Source organism: Haloferax sp. SDI50, from assembly GCF_059802635.1.
The window spans coordinates 353,227-376,739 of the sequence record NZ_JBPULL010000002.1 but is presented as its reverse complement, the minus strand read 5'-3'; the positions used below and the strand labels follow the sequence as shown (position 1 = coordinate 376,739).

At 67.2% G+C, this 23,513-nt stretch carries 14 protein-coding genes and 1 pseudogene; 7 read left to right on the top strand and 8 right to left on the bottom strand.

Annotated elements, in window-relative coordinates; genetic code table 11:
• Nucleotides 1–140: 140 nt before the first annotated feature.
• Nucleotides 141–1,022 (bottom strand): GAF domain-containing protein, encoded by an 882-nt coding sequence (locus tag ACSR87_RS16560; RefSeq protein WP_498531400.1) that lies wholly within the window; start codon nucleotides 1,020–1,022, stop codon nucleotides 141–143.
• A gap of 153 nt (nucleotides 1,023–1,175) precedes the next feature.
• Between ACSR87_RS16560 and ACSR87_RS16555 the strand changes: the two genes are divergently transcribed.
• Together ACSR87_RS16555 and ACSR87_RS16550 are read left to right on the top strand one after the other, a co-directional pair.
• Nucleotides 1,176–4,202 (top strand): FAD-binding and (Fe-S)-binding domain-containing protein, encoded by a 3,027-nt coding sequence (locus ACSR87_RS16555; RefSeq protein ID WP_498531319.1) that lies wholly within the window; start codon nucleotides 1,176–1,178, stop codon nucleotides 4,200–4,202.
• A 198-nt stretch (nucleotides 4,203–4,400) separates the two neighbouring features.
• Nucleotides 4,401–5,006 carry a YqaA family protein gene (locus ACSR87_RS16550; RefSeq protein ID WP_405310869.1) on the top strand — a complete coding sequence of 202 codons (606 nt, stop codon included), beginning with the start codon at nucleotides 4,401–4,403 and terminating at the stop codon, nucleotides 5,004–5,006.
• A gap of 16 nt (nucleotides 5,007–5,022) precedes the next feature.
• On the opposite strand, the gene ACSR87_RS16545 is transcribed toward ACSR87_RS16550, so the two are convergent.
• From ACSR87_RS16545 to ACSR87_RS16520, 6 genes and pseudogenes are all read right to left on the bottom strand, one after another.
• On the bottom strand, nucleotides 5,023–6,678 hold the full coding sequence (locus ACSR87_RS16545) for a multicopper oxidase family protein (RefSeq protein ID WP_498531399.1): 1,656 nt from the start codon (nucleotides 6,676–6,678) through the stop codon (nucleotides 5,023–5,025).
• 219 nt (nucleotides 6,679–6,897) lie between these two features.
• Nucleotides 6,898–7,647, bottom strand: a pseudogene (locus ACSR87_RS16540) (PGF-CTERM sorting domain-containing protein); the annotation flags it as partial.
• Between the two features lie 531 nt (nucleotides 7,648–8,178).
• Nucleotides 8,179–9,030, bottom strand: coding sequence for a sugar phosphate isomerase/epimerase family protein (locus ACSR87_RS16535; RefSeq protein WP_498531318.1), 852 nt, complete (start codon nucleotides 9,028–9,030; stop codon nucleotides 8,179–8,181).
• A gap of 95 nt (nucleotides 9,031–9,125) precedes the next feature.
• Nucleotides 9,126–10,088: a UbiA family prenyltransferase gene (locus ACSR87_RS16530; protein ID WP_498531317.1), complete on the bottom strand. Its 963-nt coding sequence runs from the start codon at nucleotides 10,086–10,088 to the stop codon at nucleotides 9,126–9,128.
• A gap of 45 nt (nucleotides 10,089–10,133) precedes the next feature.
• Nucleotides 10,134–11,009 carry a sugar phosphate isomerase/epimerase family protein gene (locus ACSR87_RS16525; RefSeq protein ID WP_498531316.1) on the bottom strand — a complete coding sequence of 292 codons (876 nt, stop codon included), beginning with the start codon at nucleotides 11,007–11,009 and terminating at the stop codon, nucleotides 10,134–10,136.
• Nucleotides 11,010–11,012: 3 nt separating this feature from the next.
• Nucleotides 11,013–11,792, bottom strand: coding sequence for a TatD family hydrolase (locus tag ACSR87_RS16520; protein ID WP_498531398.1), 780 nt, complete (start codon nucleotides 11,790–11,792; stop codon nucleotides 11,013–11,015).
• Nucleotides 11,793–11,974: 182 nt separating this feature from the next.
• Between ACSR87_RS16520 and ACSR87_RS16515 the strand changes: the two genes are divergently transcribed.
• The 3 genes from ACSR87_RS16515 (at nucleotide 11,975) to ACSR87_RS16505 (ending at nucleotide 14,857) form a co-directional block, all read left to right on the top strand.
• Nucleotides 11,975–12,184 (top strand): hydrogenase expression protein HypA/HybF, encoded by a 210-nt coding sequence (locus tag ACSR87_RS16515; RefSeq protein WP_498531315.1) that lies wholly within the window; start codon nucleotides 11,975–11,977, stop codon nucleotides 12,182–12,184.
• A 79-nt stretch (nucleotides 12,185–12,263) separates the two neighbouring features.
• Nucleotides 12,264–13,460: an inositol-3-phosphate synthase gene (locus ACSR87_RS16510; RefSeq protein WP_498531314.1), complete on the top strand. Its 1,197-nt coding sequence runs from the start codon at nucleotides 12,264–12,266 to the stop codon at nucleotides 13,458–13,460.
• Nucleotides 13,457–14,857: an alkaline phosphatase family protein gene (locus ACSR87_RS16505; protein WP_498531313.1), complete on the top strand. Its 1,401-nt coding sequence runs from the start codon at nucleotides 13,457–13,459 to the stop codon at nucleotides 14,855–14,857. Before ACSR87_RS16510 ends, ACSR87_RS16505 begins: the two co-directional genes overlap by 4 nt.
• 117 nt (nucleotides 14,858–14,974) lie before the next feature.
• Here ACSR87_RS16505 and ACSR87_RS16500 read toward each other — a convergent pair whose 3' ends face one another.
• Complete coding sequence (locus ACSR87_RS16500) at nucleotides 14,975–20,197, bottom strand: PVC-type heme-binding CxxCH protein (RefSeq protein ID WP_498531312.1); 5,223 nt, start codon at nucleotides 20,195–20,197, stop codon at nucleotides 14,975–14,977.
• A 450-nt stretch (nucleotides 20,198–20,647) separates the two neighbouring features.
• On the opposite strand from ACSR87_RS16500, the gene ACSR87_RS16495 reads away from it, so the two are divergent.
• Nucleotides 20,648–21,859: a Tm-1-like ATP-binding domain-containing protein gene (locus tag ACSR87_RS16495; RefSeq protein ID WP_498531311.1), complete on the top strand. Its 1,212-nt coding sequence runs from the start codon at nucleotides 20,648–20,650 to the stop codon at nucleotides 21,857–21,859.
• Nucleotides 21,860–22,066: 207 nt separating this feature from the next.
• Nucleotides 22,067–23,497, top strand: a complete 1,431-nt coding sequence (locus ACSR87_RS16490) for a substrate-binding protein (RefSeq protein ID WP_498531310.1) — start codon at nucleotides 22,067–22,069, stop codon at nucleotides 23,495–23,497.
• Nucleotides 23,498–23,513: the final 16 nt, after the last annotated feature.

Genomic DNA, 23,513 nt, shown 5'->3' with positions numbered 1-23,513 from the left:
GTAAATCAGCTGAACTACCCCGCCAGCCCGGTCAATCCGGGCATGTTTCTCTCGTATTCCCGCGGGAACAAACGAAATAGAACGGTGGAATACGTCGAACGCTGTTCGGTTCGCGTGCGTCGTGGCTGTTCGGTCGGCCGTCAAATCGCCCGCGACCGTTTCACCCAGCCGATTCGCGTGATTGCCTCCGCTCCGAGTTGGCCGAGGAGGCCCGCGGCTTCGAGGTCGTGTTCCTCGAACGCGTCGACGACCACGTCGCCGGCGCTGAGCACGCCGTGGCTCCCGATGGGGACGTACAGCCCCGATTGGAGCGCGCCCCGACTGTGGTCGTCTTCGGTGTGCTCGTGGTTCGCGTGGATGACCGGCTCGCCCGTCCGGTACGTCCGCGCGGCCGGCGTGTCCTCGCTGACCGAGTAGTTCGGCCGGTCGCCGGCGCGTTCCAGACACTCCTCCGTCGCCTCGATTGTCTGGAGCATGTTCCGGTTCTCGTCGACCAACCGGACGGTCGTGTTGACGAGGCCGAGGACGTTCTTCGCCGCGTCGGCCAGTATCTCCGCCACCTCCGCCTTCGAACTCGCGTTCCGTAACTCCTGGCTCGTCCGGCGAAGAATCTCGATACGCTGTTCCTGACGCTTCGTGTCCGTCACGTCCCGCACGACGCCGTAGAGCGTGACCGTCTGACCGTCCTCTACCAGCGGGTCGCACGAAAGCCGTATCGACCGCTCGGTCGTTCGCTCGCTCGCGTACTGCACGTCGATAGCAAAGGGCTCTCCGTGTTCGATAGCGTCGCCGAGGCGAACCAACACGCCGTCTTGGTCGCCTTCGGCGTACTGCTCGACGACGTCCGAGACGGTCGGCGTCGCCGCCGCGTCGAACCCGTGTATTCGCTTTGCCTCGTCGCTCCACCACAGTTCGTCGCGCGACACGTCGTAGGACCACACGCCGATACCGGTCAGTCGCTGGAGGCTCGCGAGCAGTTGGTCGACCTCCGCCTTGGACGCCGTCGGGATGGCGCGCGCCACGTCAGTTTGATTCCAGTTCGGTGACCTGACCATGAATGAGGGTACGTACCGGGGACGCGACTATAAATCCCCACGTCGGCCGCGACGGGCGGTTCGAGGGTGAGAACGTGTCGCAACACCAGAGGATTTAATCCGTGCGTATGTGTATCATTGATGATGGCAGTTGAAGACGTGCTCGACTCCCCACGGGGAGGAGAGACATCGGCGACGACGCTCGACGTGGACCGTCCGGACGTGACGGCGTACACCGCACTGGCGACGGAGTTACGGGACCGCGTCGACGGCGACGTGAAGTTCGACGAGTACGCGCAGGTGCTGTACGCGACCGACGGCAGCATCTATCAGGCGCGACCCGCGGGGGTCGTCCTGCCGAGAGACGCCGACGACGTTCGCGCCACCGTGGAGACCGCGGCAAACCACGGCGTCCCAGTTCTGCCACGCGGAACGGGCTCCTCGCTGGGCGGCCAAACCGTCGGACGTGGCTGCGTCGTCATCGATTTCACGAAGTACATGGACGATATCGTCGATATCGACCCGCAGGCGAGGCGTGCGACCGTCCAGCCGGGGTGCGTTCAGGACCACCTCGACGCCGCGCTCGCGGACCACGGCCTCAAGTTCGCGCCCGACCCCGCCTCCTCGAATCGCTCGACCGTGGGCGGCGGCATCGGCAACAACTCCACGGGCGCGCACTCGGTCCGCTACGGCATCACCGACGCCTACACCGAGGAGTTGGAGGTGATTCTGGCCGACGGCTCGCTGATACACACTCGCGAGGTCGTCCTCGACAGCGACGAGTACGACTCGATTCTCGCCCAAGATGACCTGGAGGCGAATATCTACCGGACGGTCCGGGCGCTCGTCGAGAACCACGAGGCAGAGATAGAGAACAAGTATCCGTCGCTCAAGCGCTCGGTGTCGGGGTATAACCTCCAGAAAGTCATCTACGAGAACGACGACGGCGAGGAGGTCATCAACCTCTCGAAGCTGTTCGTCGGCGCGGAGGGCACCCTCGGCGTCATCGTCGAGGCGACCGTCTCGCTCGTCACCAAGCCGGACGAGACGGCGCTCGCGCTGTACTGCTTCGACGACCTCGTGGACGCGATGGAGGCCGTCCCGGAGGCGCTCGAATTCCCTGTCAGCGCCGTCGAACTCATGGACGACGAGGTGTTCCGCCTCGCCCGCGAGTCGGAGGGCTACGCCGAGTACGCAGAACCCATCCCCGAGGGCGCGAAGGCGGCGCTGATGCTGGAGTGGGACGACGAACTCGTCGACGACTTCGAGGCCGCGGTCGCGGACACGAACGCCCACTTCGTCGACTCCGGCGCTGCGTTCGACGTGCTCGAAGCCTACTCCGAAGAGAGCCAGGGCCGACTGTGGAAGCTCCGTAAGGCGGCGATTCCGCTGTTGATGAGCCTCGAAGGCGACCCGAAGCCGTACCCGTTCATCGAGGACGCGACCGTCCCGCCCGAAGAACTCGCGGAGTACGTCCAGAAGTTCGAGGACGTCCTTGAGAGCCACGACACGTCGGCCGCGTACTTCGCCCACGCCGGGTCGGGGACGCTCCACATCCGCCCGATTCTGAACCTCAAGGAGAACGAGGGCATCGAGAAGATGCACTCCATCACCGACGACGTGACCGACCTCGTCGTCGAACATCACGGGGCCTTTTCGGGCGAGCACGGCGATGGGATGGCCCGAACCGAGTTCAATCCGAAGATGTACGGCCCCGAACTCTGGGGCGCGTTCAAGGAGCTGAAGACGGCGTTCGACCCCGACTGGCTGTTCAACCCCGGCAACGTCGTCTACCGCGACGGACCCTCGGACCCCGGCCCGGACAGCGACCGGGGCGTCGGCGCGGACATGCGCGAGAACCTCCGCTACGGTCCTGATTACCAGTCCGTCGAGCCGCAGACCGACCTCGACTTCGACGACGAGGGCGGCTTCTCGCACCTCGTCGAACTCTGTAACGGCTGTGGCACTTGCCGGCAGACCGACTCGAACACCATGTGCCCGACCTACCGCGCCTCGAAGGAGGAAGTCCAGACCACTCGCGGGCGCGCGAACATGCTCCGGGCCGCCATCTCGGGCGAACTCCCCGAGGACGAACTGTACTCCGAGCGCTTCCAGACCGAGGTGCTGGACCTCTGTGTCGGCTGTAAGGGCTGTCAGAGCGACTGTCCGACCGGCGTCGACATGGCGAAGCTGAAATCCGAGGTGAAACACCAGTACCACCAGAAAGAGGGCACCAGCCTCCGCTCGCGGGTGTTCGCCAACGTCGACACGCTGTCGAAAGTCGGGAGCAAGCTCGCCCCGCTGTCCAACGTCGCCGCGGAGCTTCCGGGGAGTCGCCTCCTGCTGGAGAAGGTCCTCGGCATCGCCAGCGAGCGCGACCTGCCGAGCTTCAGCAGCGAATCGTTGGAAGAGTGGTTCGAGGCTCGCGGCGGGTCGTCGGTGCCGCCCGCCGAGGCCCGCGGGAAGGTGCTTCTGTTCCCCGACACCTACACCAACTACAACTACCCCGAACCCGGCAAGGCCGCCGTCGAGGTGCTCGAAGCCGCGAACGTCCACGTCCGGATTCCGAGCGACCTCGAACCGAGCGGTCGCGCCGCGTTCTCGATGGGGATGCTCGACACGGCCCGCGACCGAGCGCGGCACAACGTCGGGCGACTTCGCCCCTACGTCGACGACGGCTGGTCGGTCGTCTTCGTCGAGCCCTCCGACGCGGTGATGTTCCAAGACGAGTATCTCGACCTCCTCGACGGGACGGCCGTCGAACTCGTCTCGGGGTCGGCCTACGGCGTCATGGAGTACCTCGACGCCGTCCGCGCCGACGACCACCTCGACTTCGACGCCCCCGCCGAGACGCTGACGTACCACGGCCACTGCAACCAGAAGGCGACGAACAAGGACCACCACGCCGTGGGCGTCCTGCGACGCTCCGGCTACGCCGTCGACCCGCTCGACTCCAGTTGCTGCGGGATGGCCGGGTCGTTCGGCTACGAGGAAGAGCACTACGAACTCTCGAAGGGCATCGGCGAAATCCTGTTCGGACAGGTCGACGACAGCCCCGGCGACGTCGTCACCGCCCCCGGCGCGTCGTGTCGCTCCCAACTCGGCGACAGACCCGGCGAGTCACGCCCCCCGCACCCCATCGAGAAGCTGGCCGAAGCCCTCGACTGACCACGTCACCGACAGCCGACAGCCGATAGCCTGACGCGTTCCCCCCGGACCAGCCAGCCTGACGCGATTCACGAACCAGCACCGAACCCGCCGCCTTGCACCCGCGGCGACGTTTCGTGCCCCCGGACCCACCCACGGAGCCGACGTTCACGGCCGGCGATACTTATTACTGACAGCAGCGGCTGCGTAGAGACGACGATGCTAGACGTACTGGAGACTGTCGAACTATCGACCGCGTTTTTCGCCTCGCTCGGCGCGCCGGGGCTGTTGCTCGTGGCGTTCCTCGAATTCTTCTTGCTCCCTGTCCCGCCGGACTTGGTGCTGGTCCCGCTGTCGGCGACGAACCCCGAGTTCGCGCTTCCGTACGCAGTCGTTGCGACCGTCGGGTCGGTGTCGGCGGGGCTGGTCGGCTTCCTCACGGGCAAGAAAGGCGGCCGGCGCGCGCTGGACTCGCGGTTCGCCGGCGAGCGGATTCACAAGGTCGAGCGATACTTCGAACGCTCCGGGTTCGTGACGGTCGCGTTCGGCGCGTTCGCGCCGATTCCCGAGGGGTACGAACTGCTCTCCATCGGGTCGGGCGTGTTCGACCTCGACCTCCGGACGTATCTCGCGGCGTCGGTGCTCGGCCGCGGCGGGCGGTACACTCTCGAAGCGATACTGGCGGTCTACCTCGGTGAAGCCGCCCGGTCGCTCACCGAGGTCGACGTGTACTCGATTATCGGCGTCGCCACCGCGGTCGTCCTCGTCGCGTACGTCGTCCGCAATCGGTGGTTCTCGGACCGCTCGGCCGAACCGGTGCAGTAAGTCGGCGGAACCGCGGTCAGGCGACTTCGTCGCCGCTTCGCCACTGGTCGATGACTTCGAGCAGCACCTCGGTTTCGAGGGTTTCGTTGCGCCAGTCACCGACCGCGTCGGTCAGCCCCGTCGCGTCGACGACGTTCTCCTCGTTCGCGTAGTCCGCGATGGGGTTCTCGACGACGAACGGAATCATCATCTTGTTGTCCTCGTGTTCGAGCATGTGGCAGTGCCACGGGAACTGTCCGGTGTAGCCCTCGAACGTCATGAGAATCCGTACGCGTTCGCCGGGGTCGACGCGGACGGTGTCTTTCGGCCCCAGTTCGTTGGGGTCCGGCGGTTGCGTCCCGTCGGGTCCGCGGCCGATGACTCTGAAAGTGACCAGATGCAGGTGAATCGGGTGTCGCCCGCCCGACTCGTTCTGCAGTTCCCATATCTCGGTCGACCCGAGTTGCGGGTAGACCGGCGCGTCCTCGTCGCCGAAGACGTGGCCGTTCAGCGTGTGCGTGATGAGGCCGTTTCGAACCTCGGTCCCGAGCGTCATCTCGCGGGTCACCCGCGCGTCGCTCTCGTCGTACGAGGCCGGCGTCGGAAGCGACAGACTCGTCGGGTCGGCGCTCGCGTCCTCCGGCGGCGTCGACGGGTCCGAGACGCGGAACTCGACGAGGTCGGTTAGTTCGGGACCCATGTCGGCCCCGTTGGCGAGCGTGAGCGTCTCGCCCGCGTGGTCGGAGAAGTCGACGACGAGTTCGCCGCGCTCGAACGGCGTGAGTAGCAGGGAGTCGAGGTCGCCGTTCGGGCCGATGGGGACGACCGATTCGAGGAAGCCGTGGCCGGGAGCGAACTGGTACATCGTCGGGACGCCCGACCCGCTTTCGCTCTCCAGTTGCAGGTCGAACGAGCGGTGATTTGCGCCGTTCAGGATGCGGAACCGGTACCGCCGCGGTTCGACCTCGACGTACGGCCACACGGCCCCGTTGACGACGGCGGTATCGCCGAGGAACGCCGAGACGAACTCCTCGGGGTAGTGCAGCGAGCCGTCGTCGTTGAACTCCTTGTCTTGCAGCAACAGCGGGATGTCGTAGTCGCCCGACGGCAGGCCGAGTTCGCGCTCCGCGTCGGTCGTAATCGAGTAGAGACCGAGGAGCCCGGCGTAGGCGTTGAGTCGCGTGATGCCCAGCGTGTGGTCGTGGTACGTCGACGTCGTTCGCCCCTGTTCCATCGGGAGCTCCTGCCACGCCGAGTCGAACCGCGGTCCCTCGACCCCGCCCGGCGAGGTCCACATATCGGACTGCCCGTCGTTCGCCGGGTCGAGTTCGAGGCCGTGGAAGTGCGTGACGGTCCGAACCTCCGGCACGGGACCGTCGTAACCGGGGTGGTTCTCCGCGGTCGTGCCGCCGAGTCGGTCGTCGACGGAAAAGAGGTGTTCGCTCGGGAGGCCGCTGTTGTCGAAGCGAACGTGGACCGGGCTCCCGGCGTCCGCCTCGATAGTCGGGCCGGGATACGACCCGTCGAACCCCCAGACCGTCGTCTCCGGCAGGTCCGGGTGAAGCTGTTGGGTGAACTCGGTGACCGCTATCTCGTACGCGTCCGCGCCGTCTCGCTGTCCGTCGGGCTCTCGAACCGACGGAATCGGAAGCGGTTGGACGAACTTCTCCAACGTCGGTGACGCCGCCGACACCTCCGTCGTCGTCTGCGGGAGCGTTCCGGCGATGCCGAGGGCTGCGCCTGTCTGTAAGAACCGCCGCCTAGACCAGTCTGTCATGATGGACCCTGAACTACGACTTGGGAGTTATTATATTAAATCTTCTGAATGTCCGAATCAGGCCCGAGAACGGGCGTCGAGAGCGTGGCTGACCGCGGCGATTCGAGGGCGAGACGGGCGGGCCGTCTCGCGTCGCTAGTTCGCTCGCCGGCGCGCGAGGAGGACCGAGCCGATTACCAGCGCGGCGAGCGCGACCGAGACGCCGAACCCGGGGACGGGCGTGTCGGTCGTGGTCGTCGCGGGCGTGTTATCGTCCGTCGTCGTCGTCTCCGGAGTCCCTCCCGAGTCGCCGTCGCCTGCGTCGTCACCGTCGTTCGAGTCGTCACCGTCGTTCGAGTCGTCACCGTCGTTCGAGTCGTCGCTGTCGTCACCAGTGTCGTCATCGTCGCCGTCGTCCGGGGAGTCCGTGGACTCGGGCGTGTCGGAGTTCTCGTCGTCCGTATCGTCATCATCACTCTCGTCGTTATCGTCGTCATCTCTATCGTCATCGTCACCGCCGCCACCACCACCGCCGCCACCGGCGTCGTCGTCGGAACCGACCGCGAGCGTCTCGACGCCGTCGACGCTCATCTCCTTGCCGTCGGCGTCGAACTGGGTGAACCCGTTGAGCTGGTACGAGGCGTCTTCGTCCACGTCCTCGCCGGCGGTCACGCGATACTGGAGCGTGACGTTCTCGCGGTCGCCGTAGGTCGCGAACAGTTCGTCGTTGGCGTCGCGCACGCCGGAGAAGTCCGCGCCGTCGGCGTCGACGATTTCGACCGACGCGAAGCCCGGACTCAGCTCTTCGACCACCGTGAAGTTCCCCCGCTCGGAGGCGTTTATCGCCACCGTGACCGTCGTCGACTCGCCGGGCGCGAGCGACGACTCGTCGACCGTCCGAGTGAGCGTCCCGCCGTGGGCGTCCGCGGCGGCCGGCGCGATAGCCGCCCCCAGCCCGAGCGACCCGACCACCAGAAGGGCCGCCATCACGACGACGGGGAGCGCACGGCGCACCTCCGACGACAGCCTCGGGCGTGAACTGTCCGGTCTCATGGTGAGCGAGCGGGGTTCGGTCCCGATGGGTCACTCGTTCCGCGAGCGACGTGCGAAGCGGCCGTCGGGGGCTTCGATTCGCCCCGGCGGGTCGCGGTGGTGTGACGGGTCGCGGCCGCCGGCGGTGTCTGTTCGACTCGTCGGTCTGGAGACGGGCGTCTCGGGCGCGCGCTACCTCTGAACGCGGATAGCTGGCTCTCGCTGGAACGCATGCAATCAGCGTGTGAATCGAAATCGCCATGCAAATAGTTAACGATTATCTGATCCAGTCCCGCGCTCGGCGGGCCGCGACGCCACTCGCGAGACGCCGCTCGTCAGGGTCCGAGCCCCATTCGGGGCGATATTCGGTGAGTCGCACCGCGAATCCGGCCCGTTTTCGGCGTGTCAGCGGACGTAGTCGGCCAGTTCGTCTCGCGCGCGCCGGGCCGCGTCGTCGGGGTCGTCGGGGTACGTATACAGTTCGAACGTCGCGAAGCCGTCGTACCCGATGTCGTCGAGCGCGCCGAAGACGGGTTCGAAGTCGATGTCACCTTCGCCGGGGACGAGGTGGTAGTGTTTCCCGCCGCGGCCGCCCGCGATGTCTTCGAGGTGGATGCCGGTGATGTGACCGGCGCACTGGCGGATGCTCTCGGCCGGGTCCTCGCCGCAGACGGCCGCGTGGCCGACGTCGAAGTTGACGCCGAGCGCGTCGCTCCCCACGTCGTCGATGAGGGTGAGCACCTCCTCGGTGTCCTCGACGAGTAGTTCGGGTTCGAACTCGATGCCGAGGTCGACGCCGACGCGTTCGGCGTAGTCGGTGAGTTCGTCGAGCGAGTCGAGCAGGTGGTCGTAGGCCTCGTCCGGCGGCGTTCCGGGGAGCGCCGACCCGCTCGCGACGCACGCCGCGGGCGCGCCGACCAGCGCCGCGAAGTCGAGCGCGGCCTTCGTGTAGTCGATACGCCACCGGCGGTCCTCCTCGTCGCCCGAGATGAGCGTCGGGTCGAAGAACGCCGAGGGCGGCGCGTCGTCGTAGTAGCCACGGGTCGTGTTCGCGTTGACGTTCGACACGGAGAGACCGGTCTCGTCCAGCGCGGTCAAGACGCGCTCGCGGTCGCGCTCGTCGAAATCAGCGAGGAACGCGTGCGGCACGTCCGCCAGTATTTCGACCCCGTCGTAGCCGTGGTCTGCGATTCGTCTGATTGCCTCCGGCAGGTCGAAACGCGTGTACGCGTTCGTGGAGAAGGCTAACTGTACCATACGTCGTGGTACAGTTACACATGAATAATTGTTTTGGTACTGTCACTCATTCGGGCCGAAAAACGTGAACCGAGCCGCCGAGGGGGCCCGCCGGTTCACGACACGTCGAACGCCGACGAGAGGCCGACCGCCGGGACGACGAACGCCGCCGCGACGACGCCCCACACGGGGGTCAGCAGTCCGGAAAGCGCCCCGTTGAGGACGACGAGACCGAGGACGCACGTACCGACGGCGGGGCCGATAGTGCTCGGTCGAGGGTCGGCGTAGGCGGTCAGGAGGTCGCGGCCGGTCCACGCCGTGAACCAGCAGAGCGAGCCACCGGCCACGACGACCGTCGCGGTGTCGCTCGGGCCGACGCCGACCGCCGCGCCGGCCGCGACCACCGACCCGACGGCAAGTCCGACACCGGCCATTCCGACCAGCACCGCCCGCGAGTCGCCCGCGCCGGTCTCGCGCTCGGCCATGTACGTGACGCCGGCGATGTAAAGCGCGACGACGACCGGCACGAAGAACACCCACGCCGGGACCGCCAGGGTCGTCGGAGCGGAGGGCGACCCCGCGACGACCGCCATGCCGAGAGCGACGTTCGCCCCCCGACAGCCACCCATGGCGGCGAAGCCCAGCGGCGTGCCCTTGAGTGCGCCGTCGTAGAGCCCGACGAGCGAGCCGAGGACGGCGGCGACGAGGCCGGTGGTCGGTCCCCCGGCGGCCGCGGCGACGACGACCCCGGCACCGAGCAGCGCGAGGCCGAGAGTTCTCGCTCGCGTGCGCGACACGTCTCCCGACGGAATCGGTCGCTCCGGGCGGAGCCGGGCGTCCTCGTCGGCGTCGGCGTAGTCGTTGAGCGTCGTGCCCGCCGCGTACAGCAGCACCGAGGCGAGCGCGACGCCGGCGAGCGATGAGAGCGGGACCGACGGGCGGCCGCCGCTGACCAACACCGCCCCGAGGATAACGTCGGGCGGCGCGGTGAACAGATTCGGGATGCGGACGAGTCTGGCGAGGCTCGAAAGCGAGCGTCGAAGACCGCCGGTCGCGGGTGAAGCGTTCGTTCGGTTCATCGTCGGTCAGTCGCCCGCACGGGAGTTCGGGTCCGACTCGGGCGGTCAGGCCCAGTCATGCGCTTCGAGGTACTCCATCGCGGTTCGAGCCGTCTCCGCCGCGGTCTCCTGATAGGGGTACAGTTCGACCGTGACGTGGCCGTCGTAGCCGGTCGCCTCGACCGCGTCGAGGAAGCCGTCGATGTCCATCGCCCCCTCACCGAGTTGGGTGTGTTCGTGGGTGCGGTCCGCGGGGATGTCTTCGAGGTGATAATGCGGCGTGTGGGGTTCGAGCGTCTCCACCAGTTCGACCGGGTCCTCGCCGACCGAGTAGAAGTGTCCCGCGTCGAAGTTACAGCCGATTCGGGGCGAGTCGACCCGGTCGACGAGCTCGAGGAAGTTCTCGGAGGTCTCGATGAGCAGGTGCGGTTCGGGTTCGACCAGCACGTCGACGCCGAGTTTCTCCGCGGTGTCAGCGACCTCGCGGAGCCCTCGGACGAAGGCGTCGAGCGCGTCCGCCCGCGTCATGCGCTCCGGGACGGGGCCGCCCGGCGGGACCGAGATGCTGTCCGCGCCGAGCGCGGCCGCGGTGGCGAGCGCGTTCTGCGTGTGCTCGACCCGTGCCTGTCGGTCCTCGGCCGCGAGTTCGACGAACGAGGGGTGGTGAAACGCCTCGGTGTCGCGGTTGAACGTCGCCGCCCGACTCGCCGCGGAGGGCTCGATGGCGCTGAGCATGAACGCGTTACAGTTGCTGACGTCGATACCGCAGTCGTCGAGGAGCGTTCGAGCGCGTTCGAGGTCGTCGCCGTCGGCCGTCCCCGGGAACAGATGCGGGTCGTCGAGCAGGATTTCGACGCCATCGTAGCCGGCGTCGGCGATTGCCTCGACGCCTTCGGTGAGAGTTCGCTGCCGGAACGCGTTCATCGAGAAGCCAAACTCCATCGGTCACACCTCGTAGTGGAAGTTCGGCGACTGGCCGAAGAACTCCCGGGGGTTGTCGTAGACGACCTTCCGGACCTCGTCTCGGTCCCAGCCGCGGTCGAGCATCTTGTCTCGGGCCTTCGGGACCGCGAGCGGGTCCGAGGGGTCCCAGTCGGCGGCGCTGTTGAGCAGCATCTTGTCGGTGCCGTACTCTTCGAGGATGTCGATGGTCGTCTCGGCGTCTATCTTTCCGGGGTAGAGGGTGAAGCCGAGCCAGCAGTCGGTTTGCAGCGAGATGTCGACCGTGTGCTCGGTGTTGTGGTCGATGACGATTCGCTCCTCGGTCACGTCCTCGTCTTGAATCATCTCGACGAGTCGCTCGGTCCCCTCGGGCTTCTGGGTGTGCGGGGTGTGGATGATGACCGGCAGTTCGCGCTCCTCCGCCATCCTAAGTTGGCGTCTGAACGCGTTCTCCTCGGCCTTAGTCCCCTGGTCGAGCCCGATTTCACCGAGTCCGACGACGTGCTCGCGGTCGAGGTACTCGGGGAGGCCGTCCATCACGGCCTCGGCCATCTCGGGGTAGTTCGCCTCCTTCGGTTCGAGGCCGACCGTGACGTAGTGGTCGATGCCCGCCGCCCGCTCCGCGCGGTCGGTCTCGAACTCGATTATCTGCTCGAAGTAGTCGAAGAACGACGCCGCGTGTTGCTTGTCCGTCCCGCTCCAGAACGCCGGTTCGATGCAGCATTCCACGCCCGCGAGTCGGGCGCGCTCGTAGTCGCTCGTCGAGCGAGACACCATGTGCATGTGCGGGTCGATAATTGGTATCGACATGTGACCTACCTCTCTGATAGTAGTTAATTATTGTTTCGGTGGATTCGGTGACGGCCGGGGGGTGGGGGCGCCACGGCCGCGCAACGCCCGGCCGACGCGGCCGCGAGCGACGGCGGAGACAGCTATTTACTCGTCCGCGCTGACCCCGTAGTCACATGCCGGAACACTGTCCGTTCTGCGGCGAGCCGATAGAATCGACCCGCGTCACCCCCGAGGACGGCCGTCCCTACGAGGAGTGGCGCTGTGTCGACTGCGACGAGACGTGGCGACACCCCGAGGAGACGGTCCTCGACCGGTCTCTCGATTTCAGCAAGCACGGCGATCAACTCGACAGACGGGACGCCGACACCTCCCTCGACTGGTGAGCGGTCGCCCCCGGCATCGGCGGGGAAACAACATGATTGACGGACAAGGTTATGTATCGCCCACCGCAATCGTGAGTCGATGACAGTCGGAGTGTGGATTATCGGAGCCAGAGGTAACGTCGCGAGCGTCTCGATGACCGGCGCGCGCGCAATCGCTCGCGGAGTCGCGGACACGACCGGGATGGTGACGGCCCGCGAGCCGGTGGCCGCGCTGGACCTGCCCGCCGTCGACGACCTCGTGTTCGGGGGCCACGACATCCGGTCCCAGCGAATCGAGGAGACCGCCGCGGAGATGGCGGGTCACGGCGGCGTCGTGGCACCGGACACCCTCGACGCGGTCCGCGAGGACCTCCGCGAAATCGACGAGCGCGTCGAACTCGGGACCGCCCGGCGGTGCGGCGAGGCGGTCGAAGGGATGTCCTCGGAGACGACGGGAGAGGACGTGTCGGTTGCCGACATCGTCGAGGAGATACGGACCGACTACGCCGCATTCGCGGACTCGCAGGGCGTCGACCGGTTGGTCGTCGTGAACGCCGCGTCGACCGAGCCGCCGATTCCGACGCCCGGCGACTACGACACGCTGGCGGCGTTCGAGACGGCGGTCGAGCGCGACGACCCGAACCTCCCCGCGAGCGCCCTGTACGCGTACGCGGCCCTGCTCGACGGCCACCCGTACGTAAACTTCACCCCCAGCACCGGCTCCTCGCTCGGCGGCCTCCGCGAACTCGCGGAGCGAAACGAGGTGCCGCACATGGGCCGCGACGGGAAGACCGGCGAGACGCTGATGAAGTCCGCGCTCGGGCCGATGTTCGCGGGGCGGAACCTGCGGGTCCTCTCGTGGGAGGGCCACAACATCCTCGGCAACAGCGACGGACTCGTCCTCGAAGACGATGCGAACAAGGCGGGGAAGATAGAGAGCAAGGGCAGCCTGCTGGACGACATCCTCGGCTACGAGACCCACAACGCGGTCCGCATCGACTACACGCCGTCGCTCGGCGACTGGAAGACCGCGTGGGACCACGTCCACTTCGAGGGCTTCCTCGGGACGGAGATGAAGATGCAGTTCACCTGGGAGGGGGCTGACTCGGCGCTCGCGGCCCCGCTCGTCCTCGACTTGGTTCGGCTGGCCGCCTTTGCCGACGAGCGCGGCGAGGGCGGGACGATGCCCCACCTCGCGTCCTTCTTCAAGTCGCCCGAGGGCGTCGACCGCCACGAACTGTCCGAACAGTTCCGCCTCCTCTACGACTACGCGGAGCGCCACGCGGAGGGAGCGTGACGACTCGCAACCCCTCGGCCGCGGGCGCGTCCGGTGCCGGGCGCGTCGTCGTCCTCGATATCGTCGGCCTCCAACAGGAGCATCTCGACCAAGGGCTGGCACCGAACGTCGCCGGCTTGCTGGCCGGCAAGCCGTCCGGCCCGCTCGAACCCTCGTTTCCGAGCGTCACCGTCCCCGCGCAGACGACGCTCTCGACCGGACAGTCGCCCGCAGCGCACGGCGACGTGTCCAGCGGCGAGTTCGACCGCGAGCGACAGGCCGCCGAGTTCTGGGAGCGCGACCGAGGAGGCCGAACCCGGCTGTGGGAGGCCGCGAGCGACGAGGCGGGGCTCACGACGGGCGCGCTGTTCTTCCAGCACCTCATCGGGACGAGCGCCGACGTGGCTGTCACGCCGTCGCCCATCGAGGACGAGGACAACAATCTCATCGAGATGGACTGCTGGACGACCCCCGACGGCTTCTACGACGACCTCCGCGAGGAGTACGGCCACTTCCCGCTGCACAACTACTGGGGGCCGGTCGCCGACGAGCGGAGCAGCGAGTGGATTCTCGCGGCCGCGCGGGAGTCGATAGCGCGGTCCGACCCGGACCTGCTGTGGGTGTACGTGCCGCACCTCGACTACGACGCCCAGCGGCACGGCCCCGACTCCCCGGAACTCCGGGAGGCCGTCGGCGTCGTCGACGACCTCGTCGGCGAGTTCCTCGACTGGCTCGAATCGACCCCCCGCTGGGCCGAGACGGCGGTCGGCGTCGTCAACGAGTACGGCTTCAACGCGGTCGATACCCCGGTGTTTCCGAACCGGGCGCTCCGCGAGGCGGGCCTGCTCGCCGTGCGCGACGACGGCGAAGGCGGCGAGGCGGTCGATATCGCCGGGTCGTCGGCGTTCGCCATGGTCGACCACCAAATCGCGCACGTCTACACCGACCGCCCGGCGGCCGCCCGAAAGGTGCTCGAAGCGCTCCCCGGCGTCGACGCGGTGCTCGAAGGAGAGGCCCGGGGCGACGCAGACCACCCGAACGCCGGCGACCTCGTCGCCGTCGCGGACGCGGACGCGTGGTTCCAGTACTACTGGTGGACCGACGACGCTGACGCGCCGTCGTACGCGACGGAGATGGACATCCACGCCAAACCCGGCTTCGACCCCTGCGAACTGTTCCTCGGCGACGAGGGACTCGTGACGCTCGACCCGACGAAGGTGTCCGGGTCGCACGGCCGCATCGACCCAGACACGCGCGGCTTCTACGGCTTCGGCGGGCCGGCGGCACCCGACGGCTCATCCGGTGGCGTCGTCGACGCCCGGCGGTTCGCCCCGACGGTCGCTGACCTCCTCGGCGTCGCGGACGACGTGTCGCTCACGTTCGAGCGGCCATCGCTGTTCGCCGGGCCGCGAGCGTAGCTTCGCCACCGCCATCGCCGCGACGCGCTTGGCGCACTGATTTTCCGCGTCGCTCGGTTCGAGTTCGACACGAAAGAAAAGACGCCGCGGACCGCGGTCGGAACGCGTCTCGGCCGCTCAGTTCCCGCCCGAACTCGCGATTTCGATGGTGCCGCGCATCCGTAGCTGGTGGGCGCGACAGACGTACTCCGCCATCGCGTCGGTGACGGTGAACGTGATACTCTGTGACTCGCCTTCGGTCGCGAGGTACGACGTGGAGAGGTCGTTCACGACGGCGTCGTCGCCGTTGACGATTTCGATGTTGTGAGGCGCGCCGTTGCGGTTCGTCCACGTGAACGTGTACTCGCCGCCGGCTTCGAGGGTGAGCGTCGGATTCGTCGCGTCCGCGATGCCGGACGGCGCGACGCCGGTCCAGCCCTCGTTGCTCTCGGCTTCGAGTTCGATGGTCGAGCCCGACGGGATGACATCGCTGCCGCCGTCGTCGTCGCCGCCGTCGTCGCCGCCGTCACCACTAGTCGCCTCGACGTGCGCAGTGACGCGGTCGTAGACGAGCTCCAGCCCGTTGCCGGAGCCGCCGATGCGCGTCAGTTCGGTGTCGTCGAACCAGACGGTGCCGGTGGCGTCGCCCCAGCCGCCGAACAGCAGGTTAAGCTGGAACTCGCCGGGCGACGCGCCGGTCGAGAACGTCGTTTCGAGCAGTTGCCAGCCCTCGACGGGATCCGTGTAGTAGTCGGTGACAGAGCCCTGTCCGAGTGAGTGGACGTTGATGGTGACGCCGTAGGAGCTTCCGATTTCCCCGGTTCCGTCCTCGGAGTTGCTGAAGTCGTCCGAGGTCCTGACCCATGCGCGGAATCGGTACTCGGAGTTCGGTTTGAGGTCGTCGCGGTACTGGGTCCACGACGCATCCGCACCCTCCGTGGAGTCGACGCGGACGCTGTACTCGCCCGTCCGCGACACGTCCGAGGTGTAGGTGAACTCGGCCGTGCCGCCGTAGGTAGTCCCCTCCCAGTTCGCCGGGGTCTCGGGGTCCGACGGGGAGTCGGTCCCGGTTCCCTCCTCGAACGACGCGTTCGGCAGGAGATTGTTCCCGTCGGGGTCGGTCAGCGAGACGTTGTCGAACCACGCCGTCCCCGTCGCCGTGCCGAAGCCGCCGAACAGGCAGTTAATCTGAACTGTCGAGGTGTCGGCACCCGTCGTGAACGTGGTGCTCACCTCCGTCCAGTCGTTCGTTCCGGTCAGCGGCTCCGTCTCGAAGTCCGTGCTGTGGACGTTGAACAGCGCGCCGCGGGCCGAGTCGCTCGCCTGCACGTTCTCGGTCTTTATCCAGCCGCTGAGGGTGTACTCCGTCTCGGGCTGGACCGAGATGCCGTCGGCAAGCCAGACCGCGTCCGCGCCCTCCGAAGACGTGACTTGGACGCTCTGACTGCCATCCTGGCCCACGTCCGCGTAGGTGTACTCGGCGGTACCCGTGAACGTGTTCGTCGACCAGTCGGCGGGCATCGCCGGCTCGCTGCTGCCGGTGCTCTCTTCGAAGGAACCGTTCGAGAGCACGTCGGTGCCGTCCGGGTCGGTCAACGAGACGCTGTCGAACCACGCCGTCCCCGTCGCCTCGCCGTAGCCGCCGAACAGGCAGTTAATCTGGAGTTCTTCGAGGTCGCCGCTGTCGATGGTGGTGCTCAGTTCCGTCCAGTCGTTGGTGCCGGTCAGTCCGGACGGGATGGTGTCCCACTGCGTGCCCGAGTCCGTGTTCGCTATCTGCTCGACGTTGATGGTCGCGCCGAGCGGTCCCTCACCGATTGCGGTCCCGTCGACGAGTTCGAGGCCGTCGGTCCTGACGTACGCGGAGAGGGTGTACTCGGTGTTCGGGTCGACCGCGACGGTCGTGTTCCACGAGGCGTCCGCGCCCTCGGAGGACGACACCTGAATGCTCCGGTCGCCCTCGTAGCCCGTCTCGGCGTACGAGAACTCGGGCGACCCGGAGTAGCCCGTGTTCGACCAGCCGACGGGCATCGCATCGGCGTCGCCGGTGTCGCCGGTGTCGCCGCCAGCGGGCGTCTCGAACGAGGGGTTTTCGAGGAGGTTCGGCAGGTCGTCGCCGCCGTCGCCGCCGTCGCTCGTGTCCTCGTTTGCCTCGTACGCCGGGATGAAGCCGTCGGCGTGGGTCGCGCCGGCGAGCGACGCCGCGTCGACGAGAACCGTGTCCCGGTAGTTCGACTCGTCGCTAATCATCTCGTAGACCGCCTCGCCGGACGCGTCGTCGGCCGGCGTCTGCGCGAGCGCGACGAGCGCCCACATGGCGACTCGCCCGTCTTCGTCGTCGAGGAGGCCGTTATCGAGAATCGCTCCCCGCGTCTCCGCCGTCGACGGGAGGACGCGGAGCGCGGTGAGCCTGACGCCCGCCGAGGAGTGGGTCAGCGCGCCGAGCGCGGCCTGAATCGCGGTCGCGTTTCCGGTGTCGGCGTCGAGCGCGCCGAGGCCGTGCATCGTCCACAGCGCGTGAATCGCCGCCGGGTCGAGGCCGGTTTCGTCGAGCGTCTCCGTCGTGACGAGGTCGACGAGCGCCGAGAGCGCGCCGGTCTCGTTCCGTTCGACCAACAGCCGCTGGGCCGTCCGCCGCCAGAACATGTTCGTGTTCGACAGCGCCGCCACGAGTTCTGAGACGCTCGCGTCCGAGAGGTCGGTCGGCTCGTAGCCGTCGTCGTCGCCGTAGACGACGCGGAAGAGTCGGGCGGTCGCGTGGTCGCGCACCTCGGACATGTACGCGTTTCCGGGGCCGTTCTCGAAGCCGTCGGGTGTCGGGTTGTGCTGGTAGATGTAGTTGTACCAGTCGATGAACCAGAGCATGCCGTCCGGGCCGACGGAGGAGTACGACGGCGCGAACCACGCATCTGTCGCGGCCGCGATGTTGTGGGCGTAATGGTTGGTGTAGCCCGCACCGTCCTGCGAGAGGAAGAACGTCCCGAGCAGATTACCCGTTCCGCCGCCGACGAAGCCGGTGTTGTTCCAGTACTTCTCGGGATATTCACGCGCCGTGTAGATGGTGTGGCCGGTCGCCGCGGTGTAGCCACCGTGGAGGTCGACCTGCCGGACGCGGTCCGTGACCGGGAGGAATCGGTTCGTGTCGGACGCCGCGCCGAAGTCGTTCGGCCCGGTCCCCTCGATGAGGTCGTAGTACTGATGCGGGATGGCGAAGTAGTTGCTCGGTCGCCCGGAGGTCGCCGCCGAGCCGAAGGCGAGGCCCTCCTCGGTGAAGCCGAGGCCGGCCTGGTTCCCCGGGAGCGTGCCGACGATTTCGAAGTCCGTGACTGAGCCGTCTTCCAGCTTGAATCGGAAGACCGAGGAGCTGAAGTCTCGCTCCTCGCCGGCGACGGTGCCGCTGAAGCCGGAGTAGCCGACCTGTCCCCAAATCCAGTTGTCGATGCCGTGGGCCAGTTCGTTGGGGCCGGCGTGGGTGTCGCCGTTGCCGAACCCGGAGAACAGGACCGTCCGTTCGTCGGCCGCTCCGTCGCCGTCCGTGTCAGCGAGGTGGACCATCTTCCCGCTCTCGCCGGGGTCATCGAGGTCCGCAACGACGACGCCGTCGTCGACGACCACCATGCTCGTCGGAATCGAGAGGCCGTCCGCGAAGACGGTGAACTCGTCGGCCTCGCCGTCGCCGTCGGTGTCCTCGCAGACGACGATTTTGTCGCGGCCCTGGCCGAGCTCGTTGGGGTAGTCGCGGGTGACAGACAGCCAGACGCGACCCCGCGCGTCGAACTTCGCGTCGAGGATGTTCCCCCGCGCGTCGTCCGGCAGGTCGGCCTCGGTGACGAACGGTTCGAGGTCGAACCCCTCCGGCGTAATCGTCCGCCGGACCGTCTCGCTGGGGTTCAGCGCCCGCTGCATCTTGTTCCAACTCGTCCCGCTGCCGACTTCTTCGGGGACCTCCGGCGTCAGGAGGCTCCCCTCCGGCGGCGGATAGTACGGGATGTCGGCGTCGATGAACTCCAAGTCGTTGAGGACCGTGGTGTCGTCGGCGATGGTGTCTTCGTTCTTCGTGACCCAGCGAATCGCGTTCTCGATGAGCGCCTTGAAGCCGTCGGTCGCCCACGGCGCTCTGCCGTGACCCCACGCGGTGTAGAAGACGCGGCCGTCGCCCTGCGTGCGGGTCCACGACCACGGTTCGCCTTGGTCGCGTCCCTCGTCGTACTCGGGGATGCTGTCGCCCTCGGGGAACTGCGCGTAGGCGAGTACGTCGATGTCGTCGTTGAGGTTCGTGTGGCGATACGTCTCGTCTTCGACCGTGATGGGGTCGAGGGTCGACAGGATGGGGTGGCTCGGCTGGGCGAAGTTCGTCGTCATCTCGCCGTAGTTGTGGGCAGCGAACTCGCCGCCGACGAGGTTCATGTAAGCTTCCGAGCCGGTGAAACAGGCCGAGGCGCTGTGAATCGGGATGAAGCCGCCGCCGTTCTCGACGAACTCGACGATGGACTGCTCCTGTTCCGCGGTCAGCGATTGACCGTAGTTCGCGCCGCGGTTGTCTATCATAACCCAGGCGTCGTAGCGGTGGAGCACGTCGGGTTCGAGGTCTTCGAGTCGGTCGGTGTACTGGACCTCGATACCGCGGTCCAGCATGTACTCGGTGAGCTGGACCTGCCGTGCGGGCGCGTTGTGGCTGCCGCCCTGCGGACCGCCCATCATGAGGACGCTGATGGTGTCCTCGGCCGGCGGCGGCGTTATCTCGACGCTTCCCCGCATCTGCTCGGGGTGTTCCTCGGCGTAGTACATCGCCATCGACGACTCGGCGGTGAAGCTGACCGTCTCCGAGTCGCCGGAGCCCTCCATCGTGGAGAACGACTCCATCACCTCGCCGGTCGGGTCCGCGAGCATGAACGTGATGTCCTCGTCCATGGCGTTCGAGAGCTCGATTTCGTACTCCTCGCCCTCGTGCATGACGAGCGTCGGATTGGCCGTGTCCGCCATCTCGTCGGGCGCGGTCGCGACCCACGAAAACGAGTCCGCCGCGGTCTCGATTTCCGTCCCGTTTCGCCAGCTGTTGATGCCCGTCAACAGGGAGTTGGTCGTCAGGTCGCCCTCGCGCCAGTCGGATATCGCGTCCGCGAGACCCGACCCCTCGATGACGGACTCCTCGTTCGTGTACGCCGCGAGAACGTCGCCCTCCGTCGCCACGAGGCGAATCGTGTCGTCGGCGGTGAGCTGTTGCGCCTGCGCGACGCCGCTGGCCCCGAGGAAGTTCGCCGCCCCCGCGCCGCTTACCTTCATGAAGTCGCGTCTGTTGATGTTCAGTCGGTCGCCGTCGTCGTTCGGGTTCGATTCCCGTGTCGTGTCGTCGTGTGTCATAGTGTTGCGTCGGTCGCTATCGTCGGTTACCGTTCGATGCAGGGTTGCGCTGCTCTCGGGGAGCGCACCCCGGCCGCGTCCCCCGCCAACGGGCCGAGCGGACAGACGGCTCTCCCCCCGCGCGCTCGCCCGAACCGCTCGACGAGGTGTGACGGGTGTATCGCCGTTACGTCCGCAGGCTCATTGTGGTGGGCTACCGAATTTCATGAACTAACATTACTTGAATGTACTGTCCGGCGGCAAGGAGCGACCGCCCGGTTCACCGCCTCAGTCGCCGGTGAACGTTGGCCTAACCCCAATGTTAATTATTGTCTGTCGTGTTGCTTCCGTTGCACGTATGAACCGCGCACACACACAGTCTGTCGTACCGGCGGCGACGCCAAGGGGCGTCGAGGGTTCGAACCACGGGGGCGGACCGACCCGGCGCGAGCGGCCCGAAGCGGGTGGCCGATGAGCGTCGTCATCGTCGGCACGCTCGACACCAAAGGCGAGGAAATCGGGTTCGCCCGCGACGTGCTCGAAGAACAGGGGGTCGAAGTCCATCTCGTCGACGTCGGCGTGCTGGGCGATCCGGAAATCGAACCGGACACCGACGCCGCGGCCGTCGCCGAGGCGGGCGGGAGCACCCTCGAAACGCTTCGGGAGGCCGGCGACCGCGGCAAGGCCATCGAAACCATGGGCGACGGTGCCGCCGTCGTCGTGTCCCGACTCCACAGCGAGGGCCGACTCGACGGCGTCCTCGGGCTGGGCGGCGGGGGGAACACGTCGGTCGCGACGGCCGCGATGCGCGCGCTGCCGATGGGCGTCCCCAAACTGATGCTGTCGACGATGGCCTCGGGCGACACGGAGCCGTACATCGGCCACCACGACATCGCCATGATGTACTCCGTCGCGGACATCGAGGGGCTCAATCAGCTCTCGCGGACCGTCATCTCCAACGCGGCGCTCGCGATGGTCGGCATGGTGTCGAACGAACCGGACGTGGAGACCGAGGAGAAGCCCACCATCGGCATCACGATGTTCGGCGTCACCACGCCGTGCGTCCAGACGGCGCGCGACTGGCTCGAAGCGCGCGGCTACGAGACCATCGTCTTCCACGCGACCGGGACCGGCGGCCGGGCGATGGAGTCGCTCATCGAAGAGGGCGTCATCGACGGCGTGCTCGACGTTACGACGACCGAGTGGGCCGACGAACTGGTCGGCGGCGTCCTCGCGGCGGGGCCCGACCGACTCGACGCCGCGGCCGAGCGCGGCATCCCGCAGGTCGTCTCGACCGGCGCGCTCGACATGGTCAACTTCGGGCCGAAAGACTCCATCTCAGACGAGTTCGACGGTCGGCAGTTCCACGTCCACAATCCGCAAGTGACGCTGATGCGGACGACGCCCGAGGAGAACGCCGAACTCGGCCGCATCATCGCGGAGAAACTCAACGCCGCGACCGGGCCGACCACGCTCGCGCTCCCGCTCGGCGGCGTCTCGATGCTCGACGCGGAGGGCGAGGCGTTCTACGACCCCGAGGCCGACGACGCGCTGTTCGACGCGCTCCGCGAACACCTCGACGACGACGTTGAAGTCATCGAATCGCCGGCGAACATCAACGACGACGAGTTCGCGCTCACCCTCGCGGAAGCTATCGACCGCCGGATGCGGGCCGCGGCGTGAGACGACCGACATCGACGTGAGGCCGCTTTCGACGACCCAATAGCTCCACCGAGACGGCCGCGTGTCGCCCCGCGAGCAGCGACGCTCGAAACACCGACCGGCGGAATTTCCCGCTCGCAGTCGGTCGTTCGACCTGTTTTCTACCTGTATAATCACAAAGTTTAACTATACCATGCCACCATGTCACTACCAGCGTTCCGAAGAAACATGACTGATCAACCAGCGCTAACTGACGAATCCAGGCGACGCTATCTGAAAGCAATCGGGACGGCCGGACTCACCGCCGGTCTCGCGGGCTGTTCCGGCGGGGGCGGCGGTAACGGCGGCGGCGGTGACGGCGGCGGAGATTCTGACGGCGAGAACAACGCCGGGGGCGGCGGGGGTGACGACTCCTCCGGCGGCGGCGAAGACTACGAGGCAATCGGGAACTTCCCGCCCGAGGGGAACTCCGTGAGCATCGGCTTCAACGGGCCGACCTCCGGCGCGTTGGGTCCCGACGGCCAAGACCAGGAGAAGGGCTTCGACCTCGCGGTGAAGCACCTGAACGAGGGCGGCGGCCTCGTCGACTACTGGGACCGACTGAGCGGCGACGGCATCATGGGCCACCAGGTCGAGCCGACGAAGGCCGACACCGCCGGCAGCGCCGACACGGCACAGGACAACATCGAGCGGATGATTCAGCGGGACAACATCCAGTTCTGGACGGGCGGGATGTCCAGTACGGTGACGATGGCGATGCAGAACGTCGCCCAGCGGGAGAAGGTCCCGTTCATGGGCGGCAACTCCACGTCCGCCGGCATCTCCGGCGAGAACTGCTCGCGGTACTACTTCCACCCGACGTTCCACGCGGAGATTATCGGGATGGCGATGGGCGAGGCCGCGCCCTCGGTCCTCGGCGAGGACCGCTCGCTGTTCCACATCTACATGGACTACTCCTACGGGCAGTCGAACCGCGACGCCGCCCGCAAGTACCTCACCGAGCAGGGGCCCTGGGAGGACGCCGGCGGTGCCGCCATCGCGGAGGGCGAGACCGACCACAGCTCGCAGATTCAGGCGCTCGAAGACTCGGGAGCCGACACGCTGTACTTCTCCAGCTTCGGCAACTTCGCCGCCAGCGGCCTCGCGCAACTGCGAGACGCCGGCCTGACCGACGACATCGACGTCATCATCCCGCACGTCAGCGCGTTCACCCTCGACCCGCTCGGCGCGGACGCCGAGGGCGTCCTCGGCATGGAGCCGTGGAACCCGAACGCCGACAACGAGGCGAGCCAAGCGTTCGTCGAGTCCTACCAGGCGGAGTACGACGAGACGCCGAATCAGAGTTCGCTGCACACCTACGAGTCGATGATGGTGTACGCCGCCGCCGTCGAGGAGGCCGGCACGTTCCACCCGCCGACCGTGGTCCGAACGCTCGAAGACTTCGAGTGGAGTCTCGCGTGGGGCGACTCCGCGTTCCGGACGTGCGACCACCAAGTCGAACGCCCGTGGTACATGGTGCAGGGCGTCGGCGACGACCGCGCCGAGGAGCTCGGCATCCGGACCGAAATCGTCGAGACGACCGACCCGCTCGTCTACGAGTGCAGCGAGTTCCCGGCGTCCAACTGCGCCATGGACGACAACGAGTACGGAGACGAGTGACAGCCTGACCGCGCCT

Coding starts and splice junctions, on each gene's coding strand:
- ACSR87_RS16500 (WP_498531312.1), bottom strand. CDS start 20,197: ATGACACACGACGACACGACACGGGAATCGAACCCGAACGACGACGGC.
- ACSR87_RS16530 (WP_498531317.1), bottom strand. CDS start 10,088: ATGAACCGAACGAACGCTTCACCCGCGACCGGCGGTCTTCGACGCTCG.
- ACSR87_RS16525 (WP_498531316.1), bottom strand. CDS start 11,009: ATGGAGTTTGGCTTCTCGATGAACGCGTTCCGGCAGCGAACTCTCACC.
- ACSR87_RS16550 (WP_405310869.1), top strand. CDS start 4,401: ATGCTAGACGTACTGGAGACTGTCGAACTATCGACCGCGTTTTTCGCC.
- ACSR87_RS16555 (WP_498531319.1), top strand. CDS start 1,176: ATGATGGCAGTTGAAGACGTGCTCGACTCCCCACGGGGAGGAGAGACA.
- ACSR87_RS16535 (WP_498531318.1), bottom strand. CDS start 9,030: ATGGTACAGTTAGCCTTCTCCACGAACGCGTACACGCGTTTCGACCTG.
- ACSR87_RS16520 (WP_498531398.1), bottom strand. CDS start 11,792: ATGCACATGGTGTCTCGCTCGACGAGCGACTACGAGCGCGCCCGACTC.
- ACSR87_RS16495 (WP_498531311.1), top strand. CDS start 20,648: ATGAGCGTCGTCATCGTCGGCACGCTCGACACCAAAGGCGAGGAAATC.
- ACSR87_RS16515 (WP_498531315.1), top strand. CDS start 11,975: ATGCCGGAACACTGTCCGTTCTGCGGCGAGCCGATAGAATCGACCCGC.
- ACSR87_RS16510 (WP_498531314.1), top strand. CDS start 12,264: ATGACAGTCGGAGTGTGGATTATCGGAGCCAGAGGTAACGTCGCGAGC.
- ACSR87_RS16490 (WP_498531310.1), top strand. CDS start 22,067: ATGACTGATCAACCAGCGCTAACTGACGAATCCAGGCGACGCTATCTG.